This window comes from Shewanella psychropiezotolerans (assembly GCF_007197555.1).
Lineage (GTDB): Bacteria > Pseudomonadota > Gammaproteobacteria > Enterobacterales > Shewanellaceae > Shewanella > Shewanella psychropiezotolerans.
The window spans coordinates 3,568,864-3,590,251 of record NZ_CP041614.1 but is presented as its reverse complement, the minus strand read 5'-3'; the positions used below and the strand labels follow the sequence as shown (position 1 = coordinate 3,590,251).

At 45.1% G+C, this 21,388-nt stretch carries 14 protein-coding genes and 3 pseudogenes; 9 read left to right on the top strand and 8 right to left on the bottom strand.

Annotated elements, in window-relative coordinates:
• Positions 1-96 precede the first annotated feature (96 nt).
• The 3 genes from tnpC to tnpA form a co-directional block, all read right to left on the bottom strand.
• Positions 97-1,659 carry an IS66 family transposase gene (gene tnpC, locus FM037_RS15915; RefSeq protein WP_144046778.1) on the bottom strand — a complete coding sequence of 521 codons (1,563 nt, stop codon included), beginning with the start codon at positions 1,657-1,659 and terminating at the stop codon, positions 97-99.
• A 69-nt stretch (positions 1,660-1,728) separates the two neighbouring features.
• The gene (tnpB, locus tag FM037_RS15910) at positions 1,729-1,980 is read right to left on the bottom strand and encodes an IS66 family insertion sequence element accessory protein TnpB (RefSeq protein ID WP_185976838.1); all 252 of its coding nucleotides are present in this window, start codon (positions 1,978-1,980) and stop codon (positions 1,729-1,731) included.
• A complete protein-coding gene (gene tnpA / locus FM037_RS28575; protein ID WP_194165871.1) occupies positions 1,964-2,362 on the bottom strand; it encodes an IS66 family insertion sequence element accessory protein TnpA in 399 nt (132 codons plus the stop codon). The genes tnpB and tnpA overlap by 17 nt, the downstream gene beginning before the upstream one ends.
• A 248-nt stretch (positions 2,363-2,610) precedes the next feature.
• Here tnpA and FM037_RS15900 point away from each other — a divergent pair.
• Positions 2,611-3,641: pseudogene (locus FM037_RS15900) on the top strand (IS110 family RNA-guided transposase).
• A 600-nt stretch (positions 3,642-4,241) separates the two neighbouring features.
• Here FM037_RS15900 and FM037_RS15895 read toward each other — a convergent pair.
• From FM037_RS15895 to codB, 4 genes are all read right to left on the bottom strand, one after another.
• Positions 4,242-4,715 (bottom strand): type III secretion system chaperone family protein, encoded by a 474-nt coding sequence (locus tag FM037_RS15895; RefSeq protein ID WP_144046776.1) that lies wholly within the window; start codon positions 4,713-4,715, stop codon positions 4,242-4,244.
• 47 nt (positions 4,716-4,762) lie between these two features.
• Positions 4,763-5,491, bottom strand: a complete 729-nt coding sequence (locus tag FM037_RS30175) for a hypothetical protein (RefSeq protein ID WP_144046775.1) — start codon at positions 5,489-5,491, stop codon at positions 4,763-4,765.
• 572 nt (positions 5,492-6,063) lie between these two features.
• Positions 6,064-7,359 carry a cytosine deaminase gene (locus FM037_RS15885; RefSeq protein ID WP_144046774.1) on the bottom strand — a complete coding sequence of 432 codons (1,296 nt, stop codon included), beginning with the start codon at positions 7,357-7,359 and terminating at the stop codon, positions 6,064-6,066.
• Positions 7,343-8,608, bottom strand: a complete 1,266-nt coding sequence (gene codB / locus FM037_RS15880) for a cytosine permease (protein ID WP_144048992.1) — start codon at positions 8,606-8,608, stop codon at positions 7,343-7,345. Before codB ends, FM037_RS15885 begins: the two co-directional genes overlap by 17 nt.
• Before the next feature lie 554 nt (positions 8,609-9,162).
• On the opposite strand from codB, the gene hrpA reads away from it, so the two are divergent.
• The 6 genes and pseudogenes from hrpA to FM037_RS15850 all read left to right on the top strand — a co-directional run bounded on the left by hrpA (position 9,163) and on the right by FM037_RS15850 (position 17,603).
• A complete protein-coding gene (gene hrpA / locus FM037_RS15875) occupies positions 9,163-13,050 on the top strand; it encodes an ATP-dependent RNA helicase HrpA (RefSeq protein ID WP_144048991.1) in 3,888 nt (1,295 codons plus the stop codon).
• Positions 13,051-13,568: 518 nt separating this feature from the next.
• A complete protein-coding gene (locus FM037_RS15870; RefSeq protein ID WP_144046773.1) occupies positions 13,569-13,904 on the top strand; it encodes a chaperone NapD in 336 nt (111 codons plus the stop codon).
• The gene (gene napA / locus FM037_RS15865) at positions 13,901-16,390 is read left to right on the top strand and encodes a periplasmic nitrate reductase subunit alpha (protein ID WP_144046772.1); all 2,490 of its coding nucleotides are present in this window, start codon (positions 13,901-13,903) and stop codon (positions 16,388-16,390) included. The genes FM037_RS15870 and napA overlap by 4 nt, the downstream gene beginning before the upstream one ends.
• A 9-nt stretch (positions 16,391-16,399) precedes the next feature.
• Positions 16,400-16,855, top strand: a complete 456-nt coding sequence (locus tag FM037_RS15860) for a nitrate reductase cytochrome c-type subunit (RefSeq protein WP_144046771.1) — start codon at positions 16,400-16,402, stop codon at positions 16,853-16,855.
• A 20-nt stretch (positions 16,856-16,875) separates the two neighbouring features.
• Positions 16,876-17,465: pseudogene (locus FM037_RS15855) on the top strand (NapC/NirT family cytochrome c).
• 9 nt (positions 17,466-17,474) lie between these two features.
• Positions 17,475-17,603 carry a TIGR02808 family protein gene (locus FM037_RS15850; RefSeq protein WP_144046770.1) on the top strand — a complete coding sequence of 43 codons (129 nt, stop codon included), beginning with the start codon at positions 17,475-17,477 and terminating at the stop codon, positions 17,601-17,603.
• Positions 17,604-17,798: 195 nt separating this feature from the next.
• Here FM037_RS15850 and FM037_RS15845 read toward each other — a convergent pair whose 3' ends face one another.
• Positions 17,799-18,731 (bottom strand): LysR family transcriptional regulator, encoded by a 933-nt coding sequence (locus tag FM037_RS15845; protein ID WP_144046769.1) that lies wholly within the window; start codon positions 18,729-18,731, stop codon positions 17,799-17,801.
• A gap of 272 nt (positions 18,732-19,003) precedes the next feature.
• Here FM037_RS15845 and FM037_RS15840 point away from each other — a divergent pair.
• A pseudogene (locus tag FM037_RS15840) lies at positions 19,004-20,724 on the top strand (ABC transporter substrate-binding protein).
• Positions 20,711-21,370 (top strand): substrate-binding periplasmic protein, encoded by a 660-nt coding sequence (locus tag FM037_RS15835; protein WP_229380909.1) that lies wholly within the window; start codon positions 20,711-20,713, stop codon positions 21,368-21,370. The pseudogene FM037_RS15840 and the gene FM037_RS15835 overlap by 14 nt, the downstream one beginning before the upstream one ends.
• Positions 21,371-21,388: the final 18 nt, after the last annotated feature.

Here is a 21,388-nt window from a genome sequence, read left to right as displayed (position 1 = left end):
ATTGGGCTTCATACACCAGAGCAATTAGATCCTTTACAGGAAGTGTTGAAGAGAGGCGCGCTGTAAGTGATCAATATAGGACGGGCTTGCGGGAGACTAAGAAGTCTGCATCAAGTCTGATGTGAGTGGGTTGTCGGCAAACTTAGTCTTCCATACTCGTGGCGTGAGTTCTTCAACTTGTGAAGCTGGGTGCTGACTGACGCGTTGCAGGACATCGACGAGGTAAGTGTAGGGATTAATCCCTTGCAGACGACAGGTAACCAGTAAACTTTGCAGCATCCCCAACTGCTCCGCCCCCAGTTCGGTCCAGCAGAACAGATAATTTTTACGCCCCATCGGTATGACTCGCAAAGCACGCTCCAAGTGATTGGTGTCGATAGGCACTGCAGGGTGACTCGAGAAGACCTTAAGCTCTGTTTTTCTATCAAGTGCATAACTGAGGGCCTTACTTAACGGGTTGCTCGGTAAAATCTCCGGGCGTTGCCGTTGGTCATAGAGCCATTTGAAGAAGCGGTTAACGATAGGCTCACTCCACTTTTGCCGATAAGCGAGGATTTCATCGCTGTAGCTTAAGTTATCGCGGATGTGTTTTTCGATTTTGTAGAGCTCGGCGATTTGCTTTAAGGCTTGCTTAGCGAGTTCGGGCTCCATGAGTAAAGCTTTATCGAAGTAACGTCGGGTATGAGCCCAGCAGGCGGCATGGATGATGTTAGCTTCGTTGTCACGATTAAGTGCTTTTATCACATTGGTATAAGCCTGATAACCATCACTTAGCAGTACACCAGAGAACCCGGTTAGCTGCGCCTTAGCATGTTGAGCCCCACGGCTTGATGACCAGGTGAAGGCGACTTCATCATCTTCACCGTAGATGGGCCAAAAGTAAGTCTGTTTCATCTTACCTTTCGCTTTACGTCCCGCTTTCATCGGCACCTCATCCATGGCCAGTGTAGAGCTGGTGAGGATATGCTTTAGCTGAGCTCGGTAGATAGGGGTTAACAGTTCGATGCCCCGTTTTACCCAGTTAATGAGGGTAGCCCTGCTGACTTGAACCCCACTATCAAGCATTCTTTGGTGCTGGCGATACAAGGGTAAATGATAGACTCCCTTGTCGACCATGATGCCGGCGATAACAGAGACATCAGCAAAACACCCGTCGAGCACGTTATCGGGTGCAGGTTGTACGCTAAGGCAATGCTCGGTTTTGTGACGGACGACGGGACGCTTATAGATAAGAATGGTGTAGCTGCCCGGCTGTTGAGCTAAGCGATGGGTCTCTTTATAACCGATAACCTCATACTGCTCAGCATCGTCACCTTCTAGCTCTGGCGCTTTAAGTTCAATGACCTTGGTCGGCACCGTATCATCAAAGCGCAAGCCGGTGTCATCCACTTCATTGCCGGTGCTTTTTTTTGCTGAGCGGGTATAGGATATCTGTTGCTTATCTTCAGGCCCTGACTCCCCAGAATCAGGGCGGTCAAATAAGACTTCTTGATTGGGATTATCCTCTAACTGCTTTTCAGACTTGCGGCCAAACAACTGGCGCTTAAACCAGTCGAGTTGCTGTTGCAGCGTGAGCACTTTTTCTGACAGCTCAGAATTTTGAGCGTTTAGCTGCTCAATTTCTTGTGATAACGAGACTGTCTGTAGAGGTTGCTTCATAGAAGCATATTATATAAAAAAAACAGACAGTTATAACGAATTAAACCGCTTGCTCTTTACTTGTTTTTGTCAATTAATGCCTTCGATGAGGCATTGTAGTTGAGTCCAGGTGAGATTGATTTTATCCCCGTCACCCTCTACGTGATGAAAGCGGCCTAACTCAAGCCGCTTACTCCATAAACAGTAGCCGCCGCGACTAAAATACAGCACCTTCATCATGGTCTGCTTGCGATTAATGAACACAAACAGCTCACCACTCATGGGAGAAGCGTGGAGTTGGTGCTTAGCTAATACGATTAAGCCATCAAACTGCTTGCGCATGTCCACGGGTTTGGCATACAGCCAAATGCGTAAGTCCGGACTTGGCAGCAGCATCAGTAGCGTATCGTAAAATGACATCACCAGGGAGCACAAGCTCAATATTCCAGTTTGGCTTTGGGTCTGGCAACACCGGAAGCTTATCTTGCTTAGAGGGTTCAAGCTCTATCCAGTCGGCTTCGGTAGCCTGTATTTCTGGAGGAACCGTTAACTGCTGGCGCCAACGATTAAAAGAAGAAGTTGAAATGTTCTCCTGATGACAGAAGTCCTGCATAGATAAAGGCGTTGTGCACCACTTGTCCAGGAGGGTAGATTTTTGAGCATCGATGAGATGAGGTTTAGCCATGAGCATTCTCAGTATTAGGTTTACCCTGAGAGTAGCCACATCAAATGATCTTAGGAAGACGTCCTATATTGATCGGTTACAATAGGAAACCGAAAAAGCAAAGTCGTAATTCTTGGTTCGAACCTGCTCTGGCTGCAATGTAATTATAGGTAGCTGGGTAACGTAATACGCCTTAGTGGAGGCTTGAGCCGTATGCAGTGAAAGTTGCACGTACAGATAATTGGACTCCCCTAACCTTAACCGAATGGTGTATTTTAAATATTCACCATGACTTATTGGAGCCCATAATGAAAAAGACAATAGTTGGCGTTGATTTAGGAAAACGTGTAATTCAAGTTTGTGTATATACAAACAAAACAGTGCGTTCTAATGAAGAAATGACACCTTGCGAATTCACCGAATTCCTCGCCAAATCAGAACCGATGATGGTTGTCTTTGAAGCATGTGCCTCTTCAAATTATTGGAAGCAAAAAGCGCTATTTTTTGGTCATGATGCAAACCTTATATCTGCGCAATTAGTTTCTTCAGTGAGGCAAAACCAGAAAACTGACAAAAATGATGCTTTAGCTATTGTTCAGTCAGCTATGCTGCCAGAAGTTAATTTTATTTCCGGTAAATCGGTTGAACAGCAGCAATTGCAATCCATGATGAGAATAAGAGAGCTATACAGCAAGCAAAAAACAGCACTCAGCAATCAACTTGTTTCCTTGTTGTCTGAGTTTAATATCAGCACCGCGAATCGCAATGGTGGATTGAAGAGTGTAGTCGAGTCAACGCTCGAAGATGCAGAAAATGATTTTTCTGACTTGTTTAGACTTGCATTAGACAGTGCGTGGAAGCTGTATTTAGAAACAATAAAATCATTGGCTATTTATAATGATTGTCTCGAAAAATCCATACATGAACACTCAGATTGTAAAAAACTACTAAAACTAGAAGGTGTGGGAAGTATAAACGCGATTAACCTCTATATTGCATTGAGCTAGGCACTTTTAATAAAGGAAAAGATGCATCGGCGTGTATAGGGTTAACGCCATTACAGAATTCTAGCGGTGGTAAGACAAAAATGGGCTCTATAGGCAAGCATGTAAAAAACAGTATGCTTCGTAGTCAACTTATTGCTGGCGCCATGTCCTGCGTAATCCAGGTAGTGAAAAGAGAAGCCCGAACCACCAAAGAAAAATGGATACAAGGGTTGGTAGAAAGACGTGGAAAGAAATGTGCAGCAGTGGCACTAGCCAATAAAACAGTAAGAACGGCTTTTGCCATGTTAACCCAAGGAACAGAGTATAAGGCCAAATTAATATTGGCCAGTTAACGAGTTCAAACAACAAAATGCTTAATCGAAGATAAAAATCAGCCAGTAAAAACAGTTAAGAACCAAGAGCTCGTCGTACAGAATTGTTTATTGGTCTGCGTAAATATCAGAGAGCCTGAGTTCGCTACTCAATGAGAGCTCGTACATAAGTACGCATTAATTCTTCGATTCATAACTATTTGTTGTTGACAGTTGGGGAGTCCACATAGGTTCTTAGGAGAGCGGCACTTGGTAACAAGTGCCGCTTATCCGACAAAAGTGAGTTACTAGCCAGTAAAATTCAAATCGAAGAAGTACTCCGGTGTGAACGCGGCTGTGACCTGCGGCATCAGGGATGATGCCGCAGGGATATACTCGCGCCGTGCCACAGGAGTGTTTGCACATTTAGCGAGCCGCAGGCTATAGATTAAATTGAAGCTTACGTATCCAAAAATTAGCCATAAACAAAACCAGCCGAATGAACCCACAATAGATATTTCAAAAACTTGTTATCCGACAAGTAAACACGTTTTGTCCAGATATGTCTTAGAACTATCACTCTAAGTTGTTTTTGCTCAAAAAACACTCATGCGATGGCCCTGCCTATTAGCCCTACCGGGGCTATACTCTGATATTTCTCCAGGAGCAAGAAGATGCATCAGCCGCTTTGTCCTGCTCTTGGTCTGGGTGGGTATCAACTAACAAGATGTCCTCCCATTCCTGCGCTTTTTCTAGCAGTTCTGCTAGGTTTTCTTTTATCTGCCCAGGACGGTAGTCAGCTAAGCTAATTTTCGTAAATACAGATAGTTGTTCAGTACCGGGGTAAACACCAATACCGCATTCACCGCGCAAAGGGCCAATAGCGTGTACGCCTAATAACGTAAAGAGCTCTTTAGATATTTGTGCCGGAATCTCTGCAGCAGTCGTAACAGAGATCGCTAGCTCCATCAATGCCGTGTTACGGACGATATTGACGACAAAATAGGCACTTTCTGGATTTTTTTCTTGCTGAATTTCAAAGGAGCAAACATTGCTCTCATCAAAATTCAGCTGCTCAACCGCCAATTCGGCCAGTATTTTTTTATAAATATCCAACGGTCATCATTCCTATTACTGAATTATTATTTACTTCAAACGTTTAACTAAAAGTCACTATTTTTCTGTTGCGCGTAAGGTGTTACGAATTGAGTGTTAAATTCTGCATTCACTTTTTTGCTCAGATCTTCATATTTTTCCGTAAGCGCAACTTGTTGTTCTTGCAGCTTCACGGGATTTTGAGCTGCATCAGAGGCAAAAAGAATTTCCATTTCTTGCTGAAAGCCAGTAGTTAAACGACTAAAAAGTGTATCTTTGCCAATAATGAAGCTAGAAAAGTTTTGTTTTACAAAATCTTGCGCGCCACTATCTAAGTTTTCTAAGCCTAAACGTGTTTTATTCGCAGCAGTGACATCATCAAAAGTCGCTATTTCTGGATTGGTTCCAGGTTTTAAATATGCAGCGTCATTTTTGAACTCACTCACTGGCTGGTTGAATGCCGCTTTCACGAGATGATTAACAGGAACGACCTCTGTTATATGCTTTTGCACTTGAGATTGGATCTGACTTGCTCTGGTCGTAAATGCGCTTTCATTTTTATTTGATGCTCGACTAAAGAAGTCGACCACTGCGTTCTTTAGTCGCCCTACCGTTGATAAATGACTAAGATCTCGGCTTGCTGATACTTGCCCATTCTCACTCACTTTAATGGTGTAATCTTTACCTTCACCTAGATTAAGATGCAGTTCCTGTGCCTTTCCATCATTAAACTTATCCAGCTGAAAACTATTATTGATCGAGTTTGTAATTGCTGGATTTACACCATTTATTGCCATTGTCGTTATTCCTCATTTTTAAGCTAGTATGCACTTTGAATACACAATACATGCGTTCAAAAATGCTTGTTATCAGTAACGGTTGAAATATTTTAGAGTTGGTGATTTAAAAGCATACTTAGACAGAATTGGGGGATAAATGGGGCGGAGCGAATTAGGGATTTTGAATAAACTAAGATACTTTTTATAATCTGAACTAAGCGCATTAGTGCAAAGCCTGTAACTCACTTTTGTCCGGGAACGTGTTACTAGCAAGTAAAACCCAAATCGAAGAAATAAACATTCAGGTATGAGCGCGGCTATGACCTTCCGTGACATATAAGTGCTTGCACTTAAGGTCGTTCTTAGGCATTCGAGCCTTCACGACATTCGTATATCCTTATACGGCACCTACGACAGGTAGTAGATAAAATTGAAGTTGCGATTTTCAATGAACTAGCCAAACATCAAAGTCGTCCAATGAACCCACAATTGTTAGATAGAGGTCCTCCCTCATAAAAAGCCGCCATGCTAATCTCTACTATCGTCTAAGATCTAGGCGGCTTTTCTACTTTCGACTTTAGGAGATGACCCTATCGCTTAAAGGTCACGGTCTCTGTTTCCGCTAAATGGATCTCTGTCGTCGCTAATTGAGTCTGTGACAGCAATCTTCCGTGACGAATTGAATATTGCACCGGAACTTGACGTCGAACGGCATCGAAACCATTGTCTGCGGGTAAGATAAGCAGACTTGCAGGCTTGCCTTCTTCGATACCATATCGAGACAGAATATCCAGGGTACGGGCCGAATTATGACTGATTAAAGCCAGAGACTGGTTTATCTGCTCATAGCCCATGATTTGACACACATGCAATCCCATATGCAGCACCTGCAACATGTTGGCCGTACCCAGCGGATACCAGGGATCGAAGATATCGTCGTGACCAAAACAGACATTGATGTCGGCGGCCAACATCTCCTTGACCCGAGTGATCCCACGGCGTTTAGGATAGTCATCGAAGCGCCCCTGAAGATGAATATTTACCAATGGGTTGGCGATGAAATTAATACCAGACATTTTCAGCAGCCTGAAAAGCCGCGATGCATAAGCGCCGTTATAGGAGTGCATGGCTGTGGTGTGGCTGGCCGTGACTCTGTGGCCCATATCAAACTTATGGGCTAAGGCTGCAAGTGTTTCCACGAAACGAGACTGTTCATCGTCTATCTCGTCACAATGCACATCGATGAGGCGATCATATTTTTGCGCTAGCTCAAACACGAAGTGCAGAGATTCGATGCCATATTCCCGGGTAAACTCGAAATGGGGGATGGCGCCAATGACATCGGCGCCTAGTTTGACGGCTTCTTCCATAAGCGCCTTACCGTTGGGGTAGGAGAGGATTCCTTCCTGGGGAAAGGCGACAATTTGAATATCGACCCAAGCCTTCATCTCCTCTTTCACTTCGAGCATGGCCCTGAGTGCAATAAGCGTAGGATCCGATACATCCACATGGGTACGAACATGCTGTATACCGTTAGCTATTTGCCATTTTAATGTCTGCTTAGCCCGTGTTTTCACATCTTGGATAGACAAGGTCTTCTTGCGTTCAGACCAACGTTCTATGCCTTCAAATAAGGTGCCGGATATATTCCAACTCGGCTCTCCCGCAGTTTGAGTGGTATCGAGATGAACATGGGGTTCGCAGAAGGGGGCGATGGCCATTCCGCCTTCACCATCAATCACCTTAACGGACTGATCATTTGCTTTGATGGCCTCTGACATGGCAGTGAAGGAGGTAAACTCACCATTTTCAATGACGATTTGATGGAGGCCATCTTTACCCTCGAGAAGGACATTGTTAATCAGCATGTTATTTGTACTGTTCATTGGTGATCTCTTGTGTTGAATCTGAATGTGAAATGAACCGTGTTAATAGCGAGTCCAAAATAAGGTAACTTATTGCGCCAGCAAATACGGCATTTATCGGGACTATCCCGGGGAGAAGGTGACCGGCAGCGACACCAATTGCAACACCTAAGATAGCAGCCCAGTTGATATTGGAAAATTTGGCTGTTGAAAAATCTTTGTATTTGTCTCGATTTCTTAGGTAATCGGCAATGATGATCCCGCCTATGGGGGGAATCGCAGCCGACAGGAAGGTCAACCATCCCACAAAATTGTTATACAGCCAAAGTGCACAAAGTGTACCTATTATGCCGTTGAATATAGACAGGTATCTGCTTGGTAGGCCTGTGATATTGGAAAATCCCAGACCCGAAGCATAGAGGGCATTATCGTTAGTGGTCCAGATGTTTAAGCCTAAGATGATAATTGCCGGGATGAGTAGGCCTTGGGCTATCATCACCTCAGAAATATCGGACTGGCCAGTGGCCGCAGCGCCTGCTGCGCCGAAGATAAACATTAATGAGTTACCGATAAAAAAGGCAATCATGGTAATAAATACTGCTCCCATGGGTTTCTTGCCGAAACGGACGAAATCAGCAGTGAGGGTACCGGCCGAGATAAATGAGCCAACAACCAAGACTAATGCGGTAGAGAAGGGCATAGGATCATTCGGAATGAGGGCATTTAATCCCTCGAGTCCACCAATACTCTCAATTGCCGTTAATGCAGAGAAGCTGCCGAATAGGGCGATGGCGGGTACCGCGATGGCGGATAAGATCATCAAGGCGGCAATGCCGAAGTAAACGGTTGCGGTCATTAACAGGCCTGAGATGATGATCAGTAGGTTAGTATCTAGGCCCGTGGCTTTATGAACCGGAATAGCGAACATGGCCACTCCGACCCCAAACCAACCTACTTGCGTACCGCCTAACAGTAAAGAAGGTAACCATGAGCCTCTAGTACCGAAAGAGTAACGTGCCAGTAGGTGAGTAGAAAGACCCGTCTTGGCGCCAATATATCCTAAGCAAGAGGTATAAATGCCGAGGATGAGGTTACCTAATAGCACTGCCAGCATAAAATCATTAAAGGATAGTCCGGTCCCTAAGGTACCGCCAGTCCACATGCTGGCCGAAAAGAAGGTCAGTCCCAGCATTACCATGGTTAGCGAGAGCATCCCCTTTCTTGCCGATATTGGTACTGGCCCTAAGCTGTAATTATTATCGTTTGCCACTTTTCCCCGATGAACATGACTTAAGTTAAACATTGAATTGATATCAGCTTGGCCACTCATATTCATTTAGTGCTCTCATTTAGCATTCACTGATATGGAGCCAAGCTAAAGCTAAACGCACGAGATTGAAACTAGTTTGTTAACTTGCAACCAAGTATTTTTATTGTCACTTTGCAGACAAACGGCGCGTATTTTATGGATAAATAATTGAGTGTCAACTGCTTCATATTTCATTTATCTTGTTGATGAGTTGAATGATCAAGATATTATTTAATTTCAATGTGTTGTAATTATCCTTTGTGGCGAATTTAAAATTCGAGCCTGTTACACTGAGGAGACATTGTTAATTAAAATAATAACTTGTGTTGTTCTACATAAACCAAAGCAAGGAACTCTATGCTTGATTTAAACGATGATTATTACCGTCAATACTAATATCAATAGCTGCAAGCTAGATTTAAATCTGAGTATCGGTTGATTATTAGACATTTGAAGTTAATTTTCCGTACCAATAAGAATCGTTACTTGCTAGGATCGTTTTTTTGCTTCGAGTAATGGGATCTGACTTGAGTTCGCAACTACATCCGCTATCTAACAATTATCTAAAACTGTGTTATCAGGCCGATGCCTCGAGGATCAGGCGTCGTCTCTTCAGGCTCAATAAAGAAGTTGATTCGGATAAGAAGCGGGCAAATCTGGACAAGCTCGAAACTCAGGCCGTTGCAGCATTCGAAAAGGTTGAGCGACGCCGTCAGGCCCGTCCCGAGATCACCTATCCCGAAAGCCTGCCTATTTCTCAGAAGCGAGATGAGATAGCCAGGGCGATTGCCGGTAATCAAGTGGTCATCATCGCGGGTGAAACCGGCTCGGGTAAGACGACTCAGCTGCCAAAAATCTGTCTGGAGTTAGGCTTAGGTTGTCGCGGCCTCATAGCCCATACCCAGCCTAGGCGTCTAGCGGCGCGGAGCGTTGCCAGTCGTATTGCCGATGAACTCAATAGTCCACTCGGTGAGGTGGTTGGCTTTAAAGTTCGCTTTGCCGATGCCATCAATCAAGATTCTTACATCAAGTTGATGACAGACGGTATCTTGCTGGCTGAGCTGACCAATGATAAGTTTCTCGACCAATATGACACCATCATCATAGATGAGGCCCATGAGCGAAGCCTGAATATCGATTTCATCTTAGGCTATCTCAAGAATGTATTGAACAAGCGCCCGGACTTGAAGGTGATCATCACCTCGGCAACGATAGATCTGGATAAATTTTCCAAACACTTCAACGATGCCCCTATTATTCAAGTTTCGGGTCGGACTTATGAGGTTGAGACTCGCTATCGACCCCTGGTGCGTGATGCGGGAGACGATCTGGATCTCACCGAAGGCATATTCGAAGCCGTCGATGAACTGGTTGCCGAAGGGCCCGGTGACATTCTGATCTTTATGAACGGTGAGCGTGAGATCCGTGATGTGGCGGATCAACTCAATCGCCGTCAGTACCGAGATACCGAGATCTTACCCCTCTATGCGCGCCTATCATACGGCGAGCAGTCTAAGGTGTTTAAGAGTCATATTGGCCGCAGAATAGTGCTGGCGACTAACGTTGCCGAGACATCGCTGACGGTCCCCGGTATTCGTTACGTCATCGATCCCGGCACTGCCAGGATCAGTCGTTATAGTTACCGCACTAAGGTGCAACGTCTGCCCATCGAGCCCATCTCACAAGCCAGCGCTAATCAGCGTCAGGGACGTTGTGGCCGTGTCGCTGCGGGTATTTGTATCCGTTTATTTAGCGAGGATGATTTCAATAACAGATCCGAGTTTACCGATCCTGAGATTTTAAGGACTAACCTTGCCTCGGTTATCCTCAAGATGCTCTCAGTAGGGCTTGGCGACATAGAAGCGTTTCCTTTCCTTCAGCCGCCGGACCCTAGGTATATCCGAGATGGATTCCTGTTACTGGAAGAGTTAGAAGCAGTAAAAAATTCACAAGGGCGTTTAGCCTTGACGACACTGGGCAAGCAACTTGCGCATATTCCCGTGGATCCGCGTCTGGCCCGTATGGTTATCGCGGCGAACACGAATGGCTGTCTTCATGAAGCCTTGGTGATCACCTCTGCATTGTCGATTCAAGATCCAAGGGAACGCCCCATGGACAAGAAGCAGGCGGCCGATGAGGTACACAAGAAGCACAGCGATAAGGACTCAGATTTTGTCTCCTTCGTTAATCTGTGGGATCACCTCAAATTGCAACAAAAATCCCTATCCAGTAGTCAGTTTAGAAAGCAGTGTAAGAAAGAGTTTCTTGCCTACCTGAGGGTGCGTGAGTGGCAAGATCTCTATGCCCAGATGAGACAAGCCGTGCATGATTTGAAGTGGCGTCTCAACAGCGAACCTGCCGATTATGAGCTACTGCACAAGTCTCTGCTCACGGGTCTATTGAGTCACGTGGGCTTTAAAGACAAAGATAATGAATATTTAGGGGCCCGTAACCGTAAATTCTTCGTGTTTCCAGGATCGCCTCTGGCTCGTAAAGGGCCTAAGTGGATTATGGCGGCTGAGCTCACCGAGACTTCACGTCTGTTTGCCCGCTGCTGCGCCAAAATTCAGCCTGAGTGGATAGAGCCTTTGGCTGAGCACTTGGTCAAGAAAAACTATCTTGAGCCACATTTTGAGGCGAAGCAGGGCAGTGTGGTGGCCCTTGAAAATCAAATACTCTATGGACTGACCATAGTTAACCGCCGCAAGACGCAATATGGCCCGGTTAATCCACTGGAGGCCCGTGAGATTTTTATTCGTAGCGCTTTGGCTGATGGAGAGCTGAGAACCAATGAAGCTTTCTTTATCAAGAACCGTAACTTGCTCAAAGAGGTTGAGAATCTAGAACATAAATCACGCCGCCGCGACATATTGGTGGATGAGCAGGTGTTGGTGGATTTTTATGAGCCCAGAATTCCCGAGGGAATTTATAACGCCCCTAAGTTCTTTAGCTGGTGGAAGGCTGAGAGCAAGAAATCCCCTGATCTATTAGATTTCGAACGTGAGCAATTGATGCAGCGAGGAGATGATCATATCTCGGCGTTGGATTTTCCCGATTTTTGGCATCAAGCTAACCTTAAGCTCTTCTTGAGTTATCATTTCGAGCCCTCCGCCGAGGATGATGGCGTGGCCGTGCATATTCCTGTCGCACTGCTCAATCAGATAGAAGATGTCGATTTCGATTGGCAGGTCCCCGGACTGAGAGAGGAAAAGTGCATCGCCCTGATACGCGCTCTGCCTAAGAGTCTCAGGCGTAATTTTGTTCCTGCACCGGATTATGCTAATGCCTGTATGCAGGCGATGAAGCCCTTCGAGATGAGTTTCATCGATGCCATGTGCAAGCAATTGCTGCGCATGAGTGGCGTTCGTGTCAGCATCGATGACTTCGATCTCAGCCAACTACCCAAACATCTATTGATGAATTACAAGGTGGAGGATGACAAGGGCAAGTTAGTGGCTCAAGCTCGAGATATTGAGCAACTTAAAGCTAGCCTTCAGGGCCAGGTGACTCAGGCTATTCGCAAGGTAGCCGATTCAGGTATCGAAAAAACTGAGTTAACTCAGTGGTCCTTCGGCGACTTGCCACAGGCGTTTAAACAGAAGAAAGGTAACTTCGAGGTCAAGGCGTTTCCTGCATTGGTGGACGATAAATCCAGTGTTTCTATCAAATTATTTGATGATGAAAATGAGGCGGCTCGCTCCCATCAACTGGGCCTGCAACGCTTATTGTTAATCAATATTCCATCACCTGTGAAGCATCTGCAGAAGACCTTGCCGAACAAGGCTAAGCTGGCCATGTATTTTAACCCCTTCGGTCAAATACAGATCTTGTTGGATGATATTTTATCGGCGTCTGTGCAGCAGTTACTCGATGAGAAAGGGCTGGATGTTCGCTGTGAGTCCGACTTTGAACGGGCTAAAGATTGGGTGAGACAAGAGCTGAACTCAACGGCTGCTAAAATTGCCCTCAGAGTCGAAGAGATACTGACGCTTTATCAAAAAGTGAAGAAGCGATTGAAGGGTAAAATAAGTCTGGATATTGCCTTCGCCATGAGTGATATCAAGACTCAGCTGGATAAACTCGTGTTCAAAGGCTTTGTCGAGGCTTGTGGTTGGAAACGTTTACCCGACATGGTGAGGTATCTTAAAGCCGTCGATAATCGCTTAGACAAGTTGCCTGTCGATCCCAATCGTGACCGCTTGCACATGCACAGCATTGCTAATGTGCAGCAGGAGTTGGAGGGTCAGTTAGCTAAAGTGCCGAGATCTGCGGCTATCCCCGAGGCCTTGTTAGAAGCAAGGTGGATGATAGAGGAGTATCGTGTCTCCTGTTTTGCACAGGTATTGGGCACGGCTTATCCTATCTCTGAAAAACGTATTTTGAACCAAATCAAGCAAAATTAACTCGCCATATTAATCGGTAGCATACACAAGACTGATGATTGAAAAGCACTGACCAGATGGACGGTGCTTTTTTGTGTCATCCATGTGACTTATTAAACTCATTTCCTCGAGAAACAATCTACCCATTAAGTTATATTTATCGCATTTTATTAACATCTCGGTTGATATTTATACGCCTGTAACTCATTGTTTAGACTATGCTGAATAGTCATAGTTGTTAATCTCGGTGTTTGCCAATCTGTAAAGGTAATTAACCTAGTTGATCTATGATTTATTTTGTTAAAAACGATGATCCAGATCAAGCTAATTAGTCTTTACCAAATTGTGGGTATACAGTTTAGTCCTACATTGGGATTATGATCGACAACAAGAAAGAACTTGATAAAACATAACGTTAATTACCACCAAACCTTGAGTCATTTTTTTTGACTCCCCTTGCGAAGGGTCACAACCCTAAGTTGGAGTGCTTATGAGTTCCAGTTCAGTATTTTTCCCCCAGATAGATAAGGAACGCCCACATGTCGTTACCTGAGGCGCACATCTCAAGCCTAATTGTCCAGGTTAGCCCTGAACATATAGATGAAACTAAAAAAAGAATTGAAGCGTTTGATGAAGCCGAAATTTATGGCGTTAGTGAAGTCGGAAAAATCGTTGTAGTCCTAGAGACTCAAGCAGAAGGCTTTATTACCGATGTTATTGAAAAAATAAATAATATGCCAGGCGTGCTTGGTGCCAGTATGGTTTATCACCAAATTGATAGTGGAACCGACACCGATACCAATACCAATACCAATACCAATAAAAATAACCTAGCCCCTGATGATGGCTATAGTGTTAGCGAGGAACAAGTATGAAAATGTCTAGACGTGATTTTATCAAAGCCAATGCTGCGGCATCTGCTGCGGCACTTGCAGGGATCACCCTTCCAGCCACTGCAACTAATTTAATTGCATCGACTGAAGAGTCAAAAATTCATTGGGATAAAGCGCCTTGTCGTTTCTGTGGTACAGGTTGCTCGGTACTTGTTGGTACTCAAGATGGTAAAGTCGTTGCGACTCAAGGCGACCCAGAAGCTCCTGTAAACAAAGGGCTTAACTGTATTAAAGGTTACTTCCTTTCAAAAATTATGTACGGCAACGATCGCTTAACTCAGCCGCTGTTACGTCAAACTAATGGAAAGTTTGATAAAAATGGTGACTTTGCACCAGTAAGCTGGGATCAAGCCTTCGATATCATGGCTGAGAAGTGGAAAGCGGCTTTAAAAGAGAAAGGGCCTACCAGTGTGGGCATGTTTGGTTCTGGCCAGTGGACCGTAATGGAAGGTTACGCCGCTTCTAAGATGATGAAAGCGGGTTTCCGCTCTAACAACATAGATCCTAATGCGCGTCACTGTATGGCTTCTGCCGTTGGTGGCTTTATGCGTAGCTTTGGTATCGATGAACCAATGGGTTGTTATGATGATTTTGAAAATGCCGATGCCTTTGTTCTGTGGGGCTCGAACATGGCTGAAATGCATCCTGTTTTATGGTCTCGAATCACTGACAGACGCTTAAGTCATCCCCATGTAAAAGTGCACGTATTATCAACCTATTACCATCGTTCATTTGAACTTGCTGATAAAGGCTATATCTTTAAGCCGCAAACAGATCTTGTAATAGCCAACTTTATTGCTAACTACATCATTGAAAACGATGCAGTGAATTGGGACTTTGTTAATAAGCATACCCATTTCAAGCAAGCCACTACAGATATTGGTTATGGTTTAAGGGATGAGCATCCCCTGCAAAAAAAAGCAGCTAACCCCAATGTAGGTAAAATACATTCAATTGATTTTGAAGAGTATAAAAAATCAGTAGCACCATATACGCTTGAAAAAACCGCTGAAATGACCGGTCTAGGTGAAGATAAACTGCTCATACTCGCTAAGCAGTTTGCCGATCCAAAGATTAAGGTAATGTCACTTTGGACTATGGGAATGAACCAACATACCCGTGGTGTTTGGATGAACTCTTTGGTCTATAACATTCATCTATTAGTCGGAAAAATATCAACACCAGGTAATGGTCCATTTTCATTAACAGGCCAACCATCAGCGTGTGGTACAGCACGTGAGGTGGGGACTTTCTCTCATCGTTTGCCCGCAGATATGGTGGTAGCAAACCCCGAGCATCGAAAGCGTGCTGAGCAGCTATGGAAAATTCCGCAAGGCACTATTCCACCTAAGCCGGGTTTCCATGCAGTACAGCAAGACCGTAAATTAAATGACGGTGTGCTTAATGCTTACTGGACAATGTGCAACAACAACATGCAGGCCGGTCCTAACATCAATCAAGAGCGCTTACCTGGCTACCGTAATCCGAAAAACTTTATTGTCTGTTCAGACCCATACCCAACGGTAACAGCCCAAGCCGCCGACTTGATTTTACCGACTTCCATGTGGGTAGAAAAAGAGGGGGCTTACGGTAATGCTGAGCGTCGTACTCAGGTTTGGTATCAGCAGGTTAAAGCGCCTGGTGAATCGAAATCCGATCTATGGCAGATTATGGAATTTGCAAAACGCTTCAAAATTGAAGAGGTGTGGACCGAAGAGCTGATCGCTAAGATGCCAGAAGTACGTGGTAAGAATATGTGTGAAGTGCTATTTGAAAACGGCCAAGTGAACCAGTTCCCATTATCAGAAGCGCAAGAGCTCAATGATGATGCCAAAGACCAAGGTTACTATGTACAAAAAGGTCTATTTGAAGAGTACGCAAGCTTTGGACGTGGACATGGCCATGATTTAGCCCCATACGATCGCTACCATCAAGAGCGCGGTTTACGCTGGCCTGTTGTCGATGGAAAAGAGACCAAATGGCGCTTTAAAGAAGGCTCAGATCCCTATGTTGGCAAAGGTAAAGGGTTTGAGTTCTATGGTAAGCCTGATGGCAAAGCATGGATAATCTCGGCACCTTACGAGGCGCCACCAGAGTCTCCAGATGAAGAGTTTAACCTGTGGTTATGTACTGGTCGTGTGCTTGAGCATTGGCATACGGGAACAATGACTCGCCGTGTACCTGAATTGTACAAAGCCGTTCCTGATGCACTTTGTTATATGCATCCAGATGATGCTAAGTCTCATGGTGTGCGTCGTGGTGATGAAGTGTTAATGAGTAACAAACGTGGTGAAATTCGTGTACGTGTCGAGACTCGAGGGCGTAACCGTCCACCAAAAGGCCTGGTGTTTGTGCCGTTCTTCGATGCGCGTATTTTGATTAATAAACTCATTTTAGATGCAACCGATCCGCTATCTAAACAGACAGACTATAAAAAGTGTCCTATTAAAATTACTAAAGTAGGATAAGGCAGGGTTATGATGAAAAAATTAATTTTAATAACGTTAAGCATGACTTTTACTTTGATCAGTGGTTTAGCTGTCAGTCAGGATCGTGGTATCGGTGGTGTCGAGTCTTTGCGCGGCAATGTTGAGTTAGAAACCACGAGAGCGGCAGATCCTTTGAAGAGAGTGCCGCGAGATCAAGTGGATATTGAAAGCAGTTATGTCTTTCAGCCACCACTGATCCCGCATCACATCAGGAGCTATGAAATATCACTCAATGCTAACAAATGCTTATCATGCCATGGCTGGACAAAAGCCAAGCAGATGGGCGCCACTAAAATCAGTGTCACTCACTTTACTAATCGAAACGATGAAGTGTTGGCTGATGTTTCTCCTAGACGATACTTTTGCCTGCAGTGCCACGTGACTCAAGCAGATGCTAAACCATTAGTGGGTAGCTCCTTCGAACGTGTTAAATCACTGCAATAACAAAATAGGCAGATAATAATATGAAATGGATTATTAACGCCTTAAAAGGCTTCTGGACCATATTGAGGCGGCCCAGTAAAGCCGCCGTAGGTATCGTTCTATTTATGGGCTTTGCCGGTGGACTCATGTTCTGGGGGCATTTAACACAGGTATGGAAGCGACAAACACTGAAGAGTTTTGCTCTGGATGTCACGCACCGATTGTGGCGGAAATTCGAGAGACTATTCACTACGCTAACCGCTCTGGTGTTCGTGCTATCTGTTCAGATTGTCACGTACCTCATGCTTGGACGGATAAAATTATACGTAAAGTTCAGGCTTCTAAAGAGCTGTTTGCGTTTTTTGTTACTAAAACCATTAATACACCAGAGAGGTTCAAAGAACGACGAGCTCATTTAGCCGAAAGGGAGTGGGCAAGAATGAAAAAGAACGACTCTTTAGAGTGTCGTAACTGTCATAACTTTGAATTTATGGACTTCTCCGAGCAGAGCCCACGCAGCGTCAGGCAGCACTCTACTGCGCTTGCCAGTGGTGAAAAGACCTGTGTGGATTGCCATAAAGGTATCGCCCATAGATTGCCAGATATGCACAAAGTTGAAGGTTGGAATTAAGGAGCCATTATGAGTACATTAGAGAATGTTATATGGCATGTTCTTGGCTACAGCGCCATACCGGTCATTATACTAGGTGGTTTTTCTGTCGTTGCAGTTGCCTCTATTTGGGTCCTCTCAAAAACAGCAGATAAGTAAAGAGGCATGTTCTAGTCGGCCAAGAGCAAGGCGACTTATACCGATTGGTATTTAACAATAGAAGATGCAATAAAACCTAAAAGCCTGGCTTTAATATTAAAGTCAGGCTTTTTTATGCGTTGCACTTCTACTTTGAACAAGGATGGACTTACCGCCAGATCATAAAGTATGCCTAGTTTCCCTGAGCCTAGTGCCCTAGACTGGGTGAGCCTGCTGCACCGATTCAATGATCATCTCTCTAAGCCAGCGATGGCTCGGGTCTAAGTCGAAATGCCTGTGCCAAAGTAAGGCGTAGGTACCTGGCACAAGTTTAGTGGGCACAGGCAGTGTGATTAACTGATAATGTCCTAACATCTCTTTGGCATATTTGGCGGGGGAGCAAAGAATCAGATCGCTCTTTTCACAGAGCTGCATGGCACTGTTAAAGTCGGTTAGATTAATGGCGATATCTCGTTTCAGGTGCTGTATCTGCAGCACATCGTCTAACAGCCATTGGGCGATGCCGCCAAAGGTCACCTGAAGGTGACGATACTTGAGAAACGTATCTAAATTCCACACTTCTTTTAGCAAGGGGTGGTCTTTTCTTACCAGACAGACTGAATGATCGCGAGTCAGCTCGATATAATTTAGCTCTTCGGGTAAGTTCCTTATGTGTAAAAGCGAGCGTTCATCCCATTCTCGGCAGGCTATCCCCATATCGGTTTCACAGCGCAATAATTTATCCATGCTCTGGCTGTGCCAGGTTTGACTGTCTATGCTGACATTCGGTGCCTGTTTGAGTAGTTCCGGCATAAAGTAGGGGTAAGTGAGTGAGTATGCTGTCTCAACCAGTTCTATACGAAATTTTCTTCGACTCATGGAGGGATCAAACTCGCTGGGTCTGGTTAATTGTTCGACCTGGTTGAGGACTCGCCTCAATTCCGGTGCCAGTTGTTTGGCCTTAGGCGTCGGCCTCAGGCCATAGGCGGTGCGCTCAAACAGTTTATCGTCGAAGGTTTCTCTGAGCTTAGAAAGCTGTTTGCTCACCGCCGACTGACTCAGGTGTAGACGCGTCGCCGCGGCGGTGACGCTTTGCTCTTCGAGTAATACTTCAAGTACCGTGAGTAAGTTAAAGTCAAAGTTTTTCAATCGGCTACCGCCATTAAAGGGTTAAATATTTTCAAATAAACGAAATGCTTGCTCTTAGCTTAGTGTAATTAATTTTAGTCAGTAAATTAAGGGGCTAGATAAACATTTAGCCCAACTTGGCTCATATACTCACTTTTTAATCTTCTGTGCTGCCTGGCTTTACTTCAGGTTATTTTATCCGAAAAACAAGGTGGTGATTGGCACAAACATAGCGCCTCAGCCATAGTTATAGAGGGCTGAGTTTGACATGATTAGATGATTGGAGAGGACGAGTGATACATCCTAATAAACATTATTTACTCTTAGTATTATTTATTTTCTTAGTGTTTATCAGTTTCACGGTTACCGCGGAGTTTGATCCTAAATTAAATGCTGCAAAGCATTGGGTAAACAATGAGTTTCAGCCATCGACATTGACCTTAGACGAGCAGATGCAAGAGATGGCCTGGTTTACCTCGGCCAGTCAACCCTTCTCCGGCATGAAGATCCGTGTGGTGTCCGAGCGAATCGCGACTCATTGGTATGAAGCCAGTACATTGGCTAAGGCTTTTTATGAGATCACAGGTATCCATGTGGTACATGAATTAACTGGTGAAGATGATGTGATCAAGAAATTGTCGGCTCAGATCATGACCCGGCAAAATCTCTATGATGCTTATATCAACGACAGTGATCTGATAGGGACTCATTTTAGATCCAATGCCGTGGTTTCCCTGTCAGATTTTATGCAATTTGAGGGAGAGAGTGTCACCTTACCTACGTTAGATTTACAAGATTTTATCGGACTTAAATTTACCACAGGTCCTGACGGTCACTTGTACCAGCTACCGGATCAGCAGTTCGCTAATCTTTATTGGTATCGACACGATTGGTTCAACCGCAAGGACTTTAAGAAGCGATTCAAATCTCGCTACGGTTATGAACTCGGTGTGCCGCAAAATTGGCAGGCCTATGAAGATATTGCCGAGTTCTTCAGTGAAGATATTAAAGAGATCGACGGCAAACGTATTTATGGTCATATGGATTATGCTAAAACGGATCCCTCTCTGGGTTGGCGTATGTCCGATGCCTGGCTGTCCATGGCGGGAGTGGGGGATAAAGGCTTACCCAATGGTTTACCTGTCGATGAGTGGGGATACGCGTAGAAGGATGTCACCCGGTAGGTGCCAGCGTCGAGCGAGGCGGCGCGTTAAACGGTCCGGCGGCGGCCTATGCGGTGGATAAATTTATCTACTGGTTAAACCGATTCGCACCAGAAGAGTCGATTCACCTGAACTTTACTCAGGCCGGAGAGTGGCCAGGAAAAGGATTGATCGCTCAGCAGATCTTCTGGTATACGGCATTTGTTGCCGATCTGACTAAACCTGGCTTACCTGTGGTTAATCAAGATGGTACCCCTAAATGGCGCGTGGCTCCATCGCCTGTAGGCAAGTATTGGCAAACAGGAATGAAATCAGGTTATCAGGATGCCGGCTCATGGACTTTACTTAAATCTACGCCTCTGAAACGCCAACAGGCGGCCTGGCTCTACGCTCAGTTTGTAGTGTCTAAAACCGTCTCCCTCAAGAAGACCTTAGTGGGGCTGACGCCCATCAGGAGATCGGATATCGAATCGGAGGTGATGACACAACGCGCCCCTTATCTCGGTGGTTTAGTGGAATTTTATCGTAGCCGAGGCCGAGATGTATGGACGCCAACGGGAACTAATGTCCCAGATTACCCTGGTCTGGCTAACTATTGGTGGCAATACATTTCACGGATCATCGAGGGCAAGGTGACCACCCAGAAAGGCATGGATAATTTTGCCGCCGCAGTCGATGAGCGATTAGCATTGATTGCCGACAGTAAGGAGATGAGCTGTGAGCCTAAGTTAAATCCTAAGTCTACACGTGATTACTGGCTTGAAAAAGCGGGGGCACCTAAGCAAGCGATCACCGAACAGCCCAAGGGAAGAACCCTTCAATATGAGGAGGCTATTCATGTGTGGCAATAACGCTGTTTATCGTCTTTTAGCTAGTACGGTCATTATTATCTCCCTTAGTGTTTCAGCTTTAAAGGCTGAAACTTTGCAGATCCTCACCTATGAAGAGTCTCCCTTCGCCTTAAAGGTCGGTAAGACGCATAAAGGGTTGTTGGTGGATATGCTCAAGGAGTTATTTTCTCGCACCGACCTGCAATATGAACTCAAGTTTATTCCACTCAAACGAGCCATCATCACCACGGAAAGGATGCCGGGATACTGCGTGCTACCCGTTGGTCGAAGTCAGGAGAGGGAAGCGAGTTTTCATTGGATAAGTCCTGTGCTGGTATCTCGCTATGGCCTCTATAGCCGAAATGATGTCGTCATCCCCTTGACTACACTTAGCGATGCTAAGCCCTACACCATAGGGAGTTTCCTGGGTAGCGGCATAGGTGAATACCTCACGGATCTTGGTTTCAATGTAGACCTTGCATCTGTGAGTGCACAAAATTTACGTAAGCTTAAGCGTGCCAGGATAGAACTTTGGGCCGCAGAATTGATCAGTGCTCAAGAGCAGATGCAGAAGCAGGCGATTAACTTCGGCGCCCCGAGCTCATCTTCTACACCTCATTGCGGGCAATGGCCTGCAATCGTGAGATGTCTTTGGAGACAAAATTAAAACTGGAGCAGGCATTGA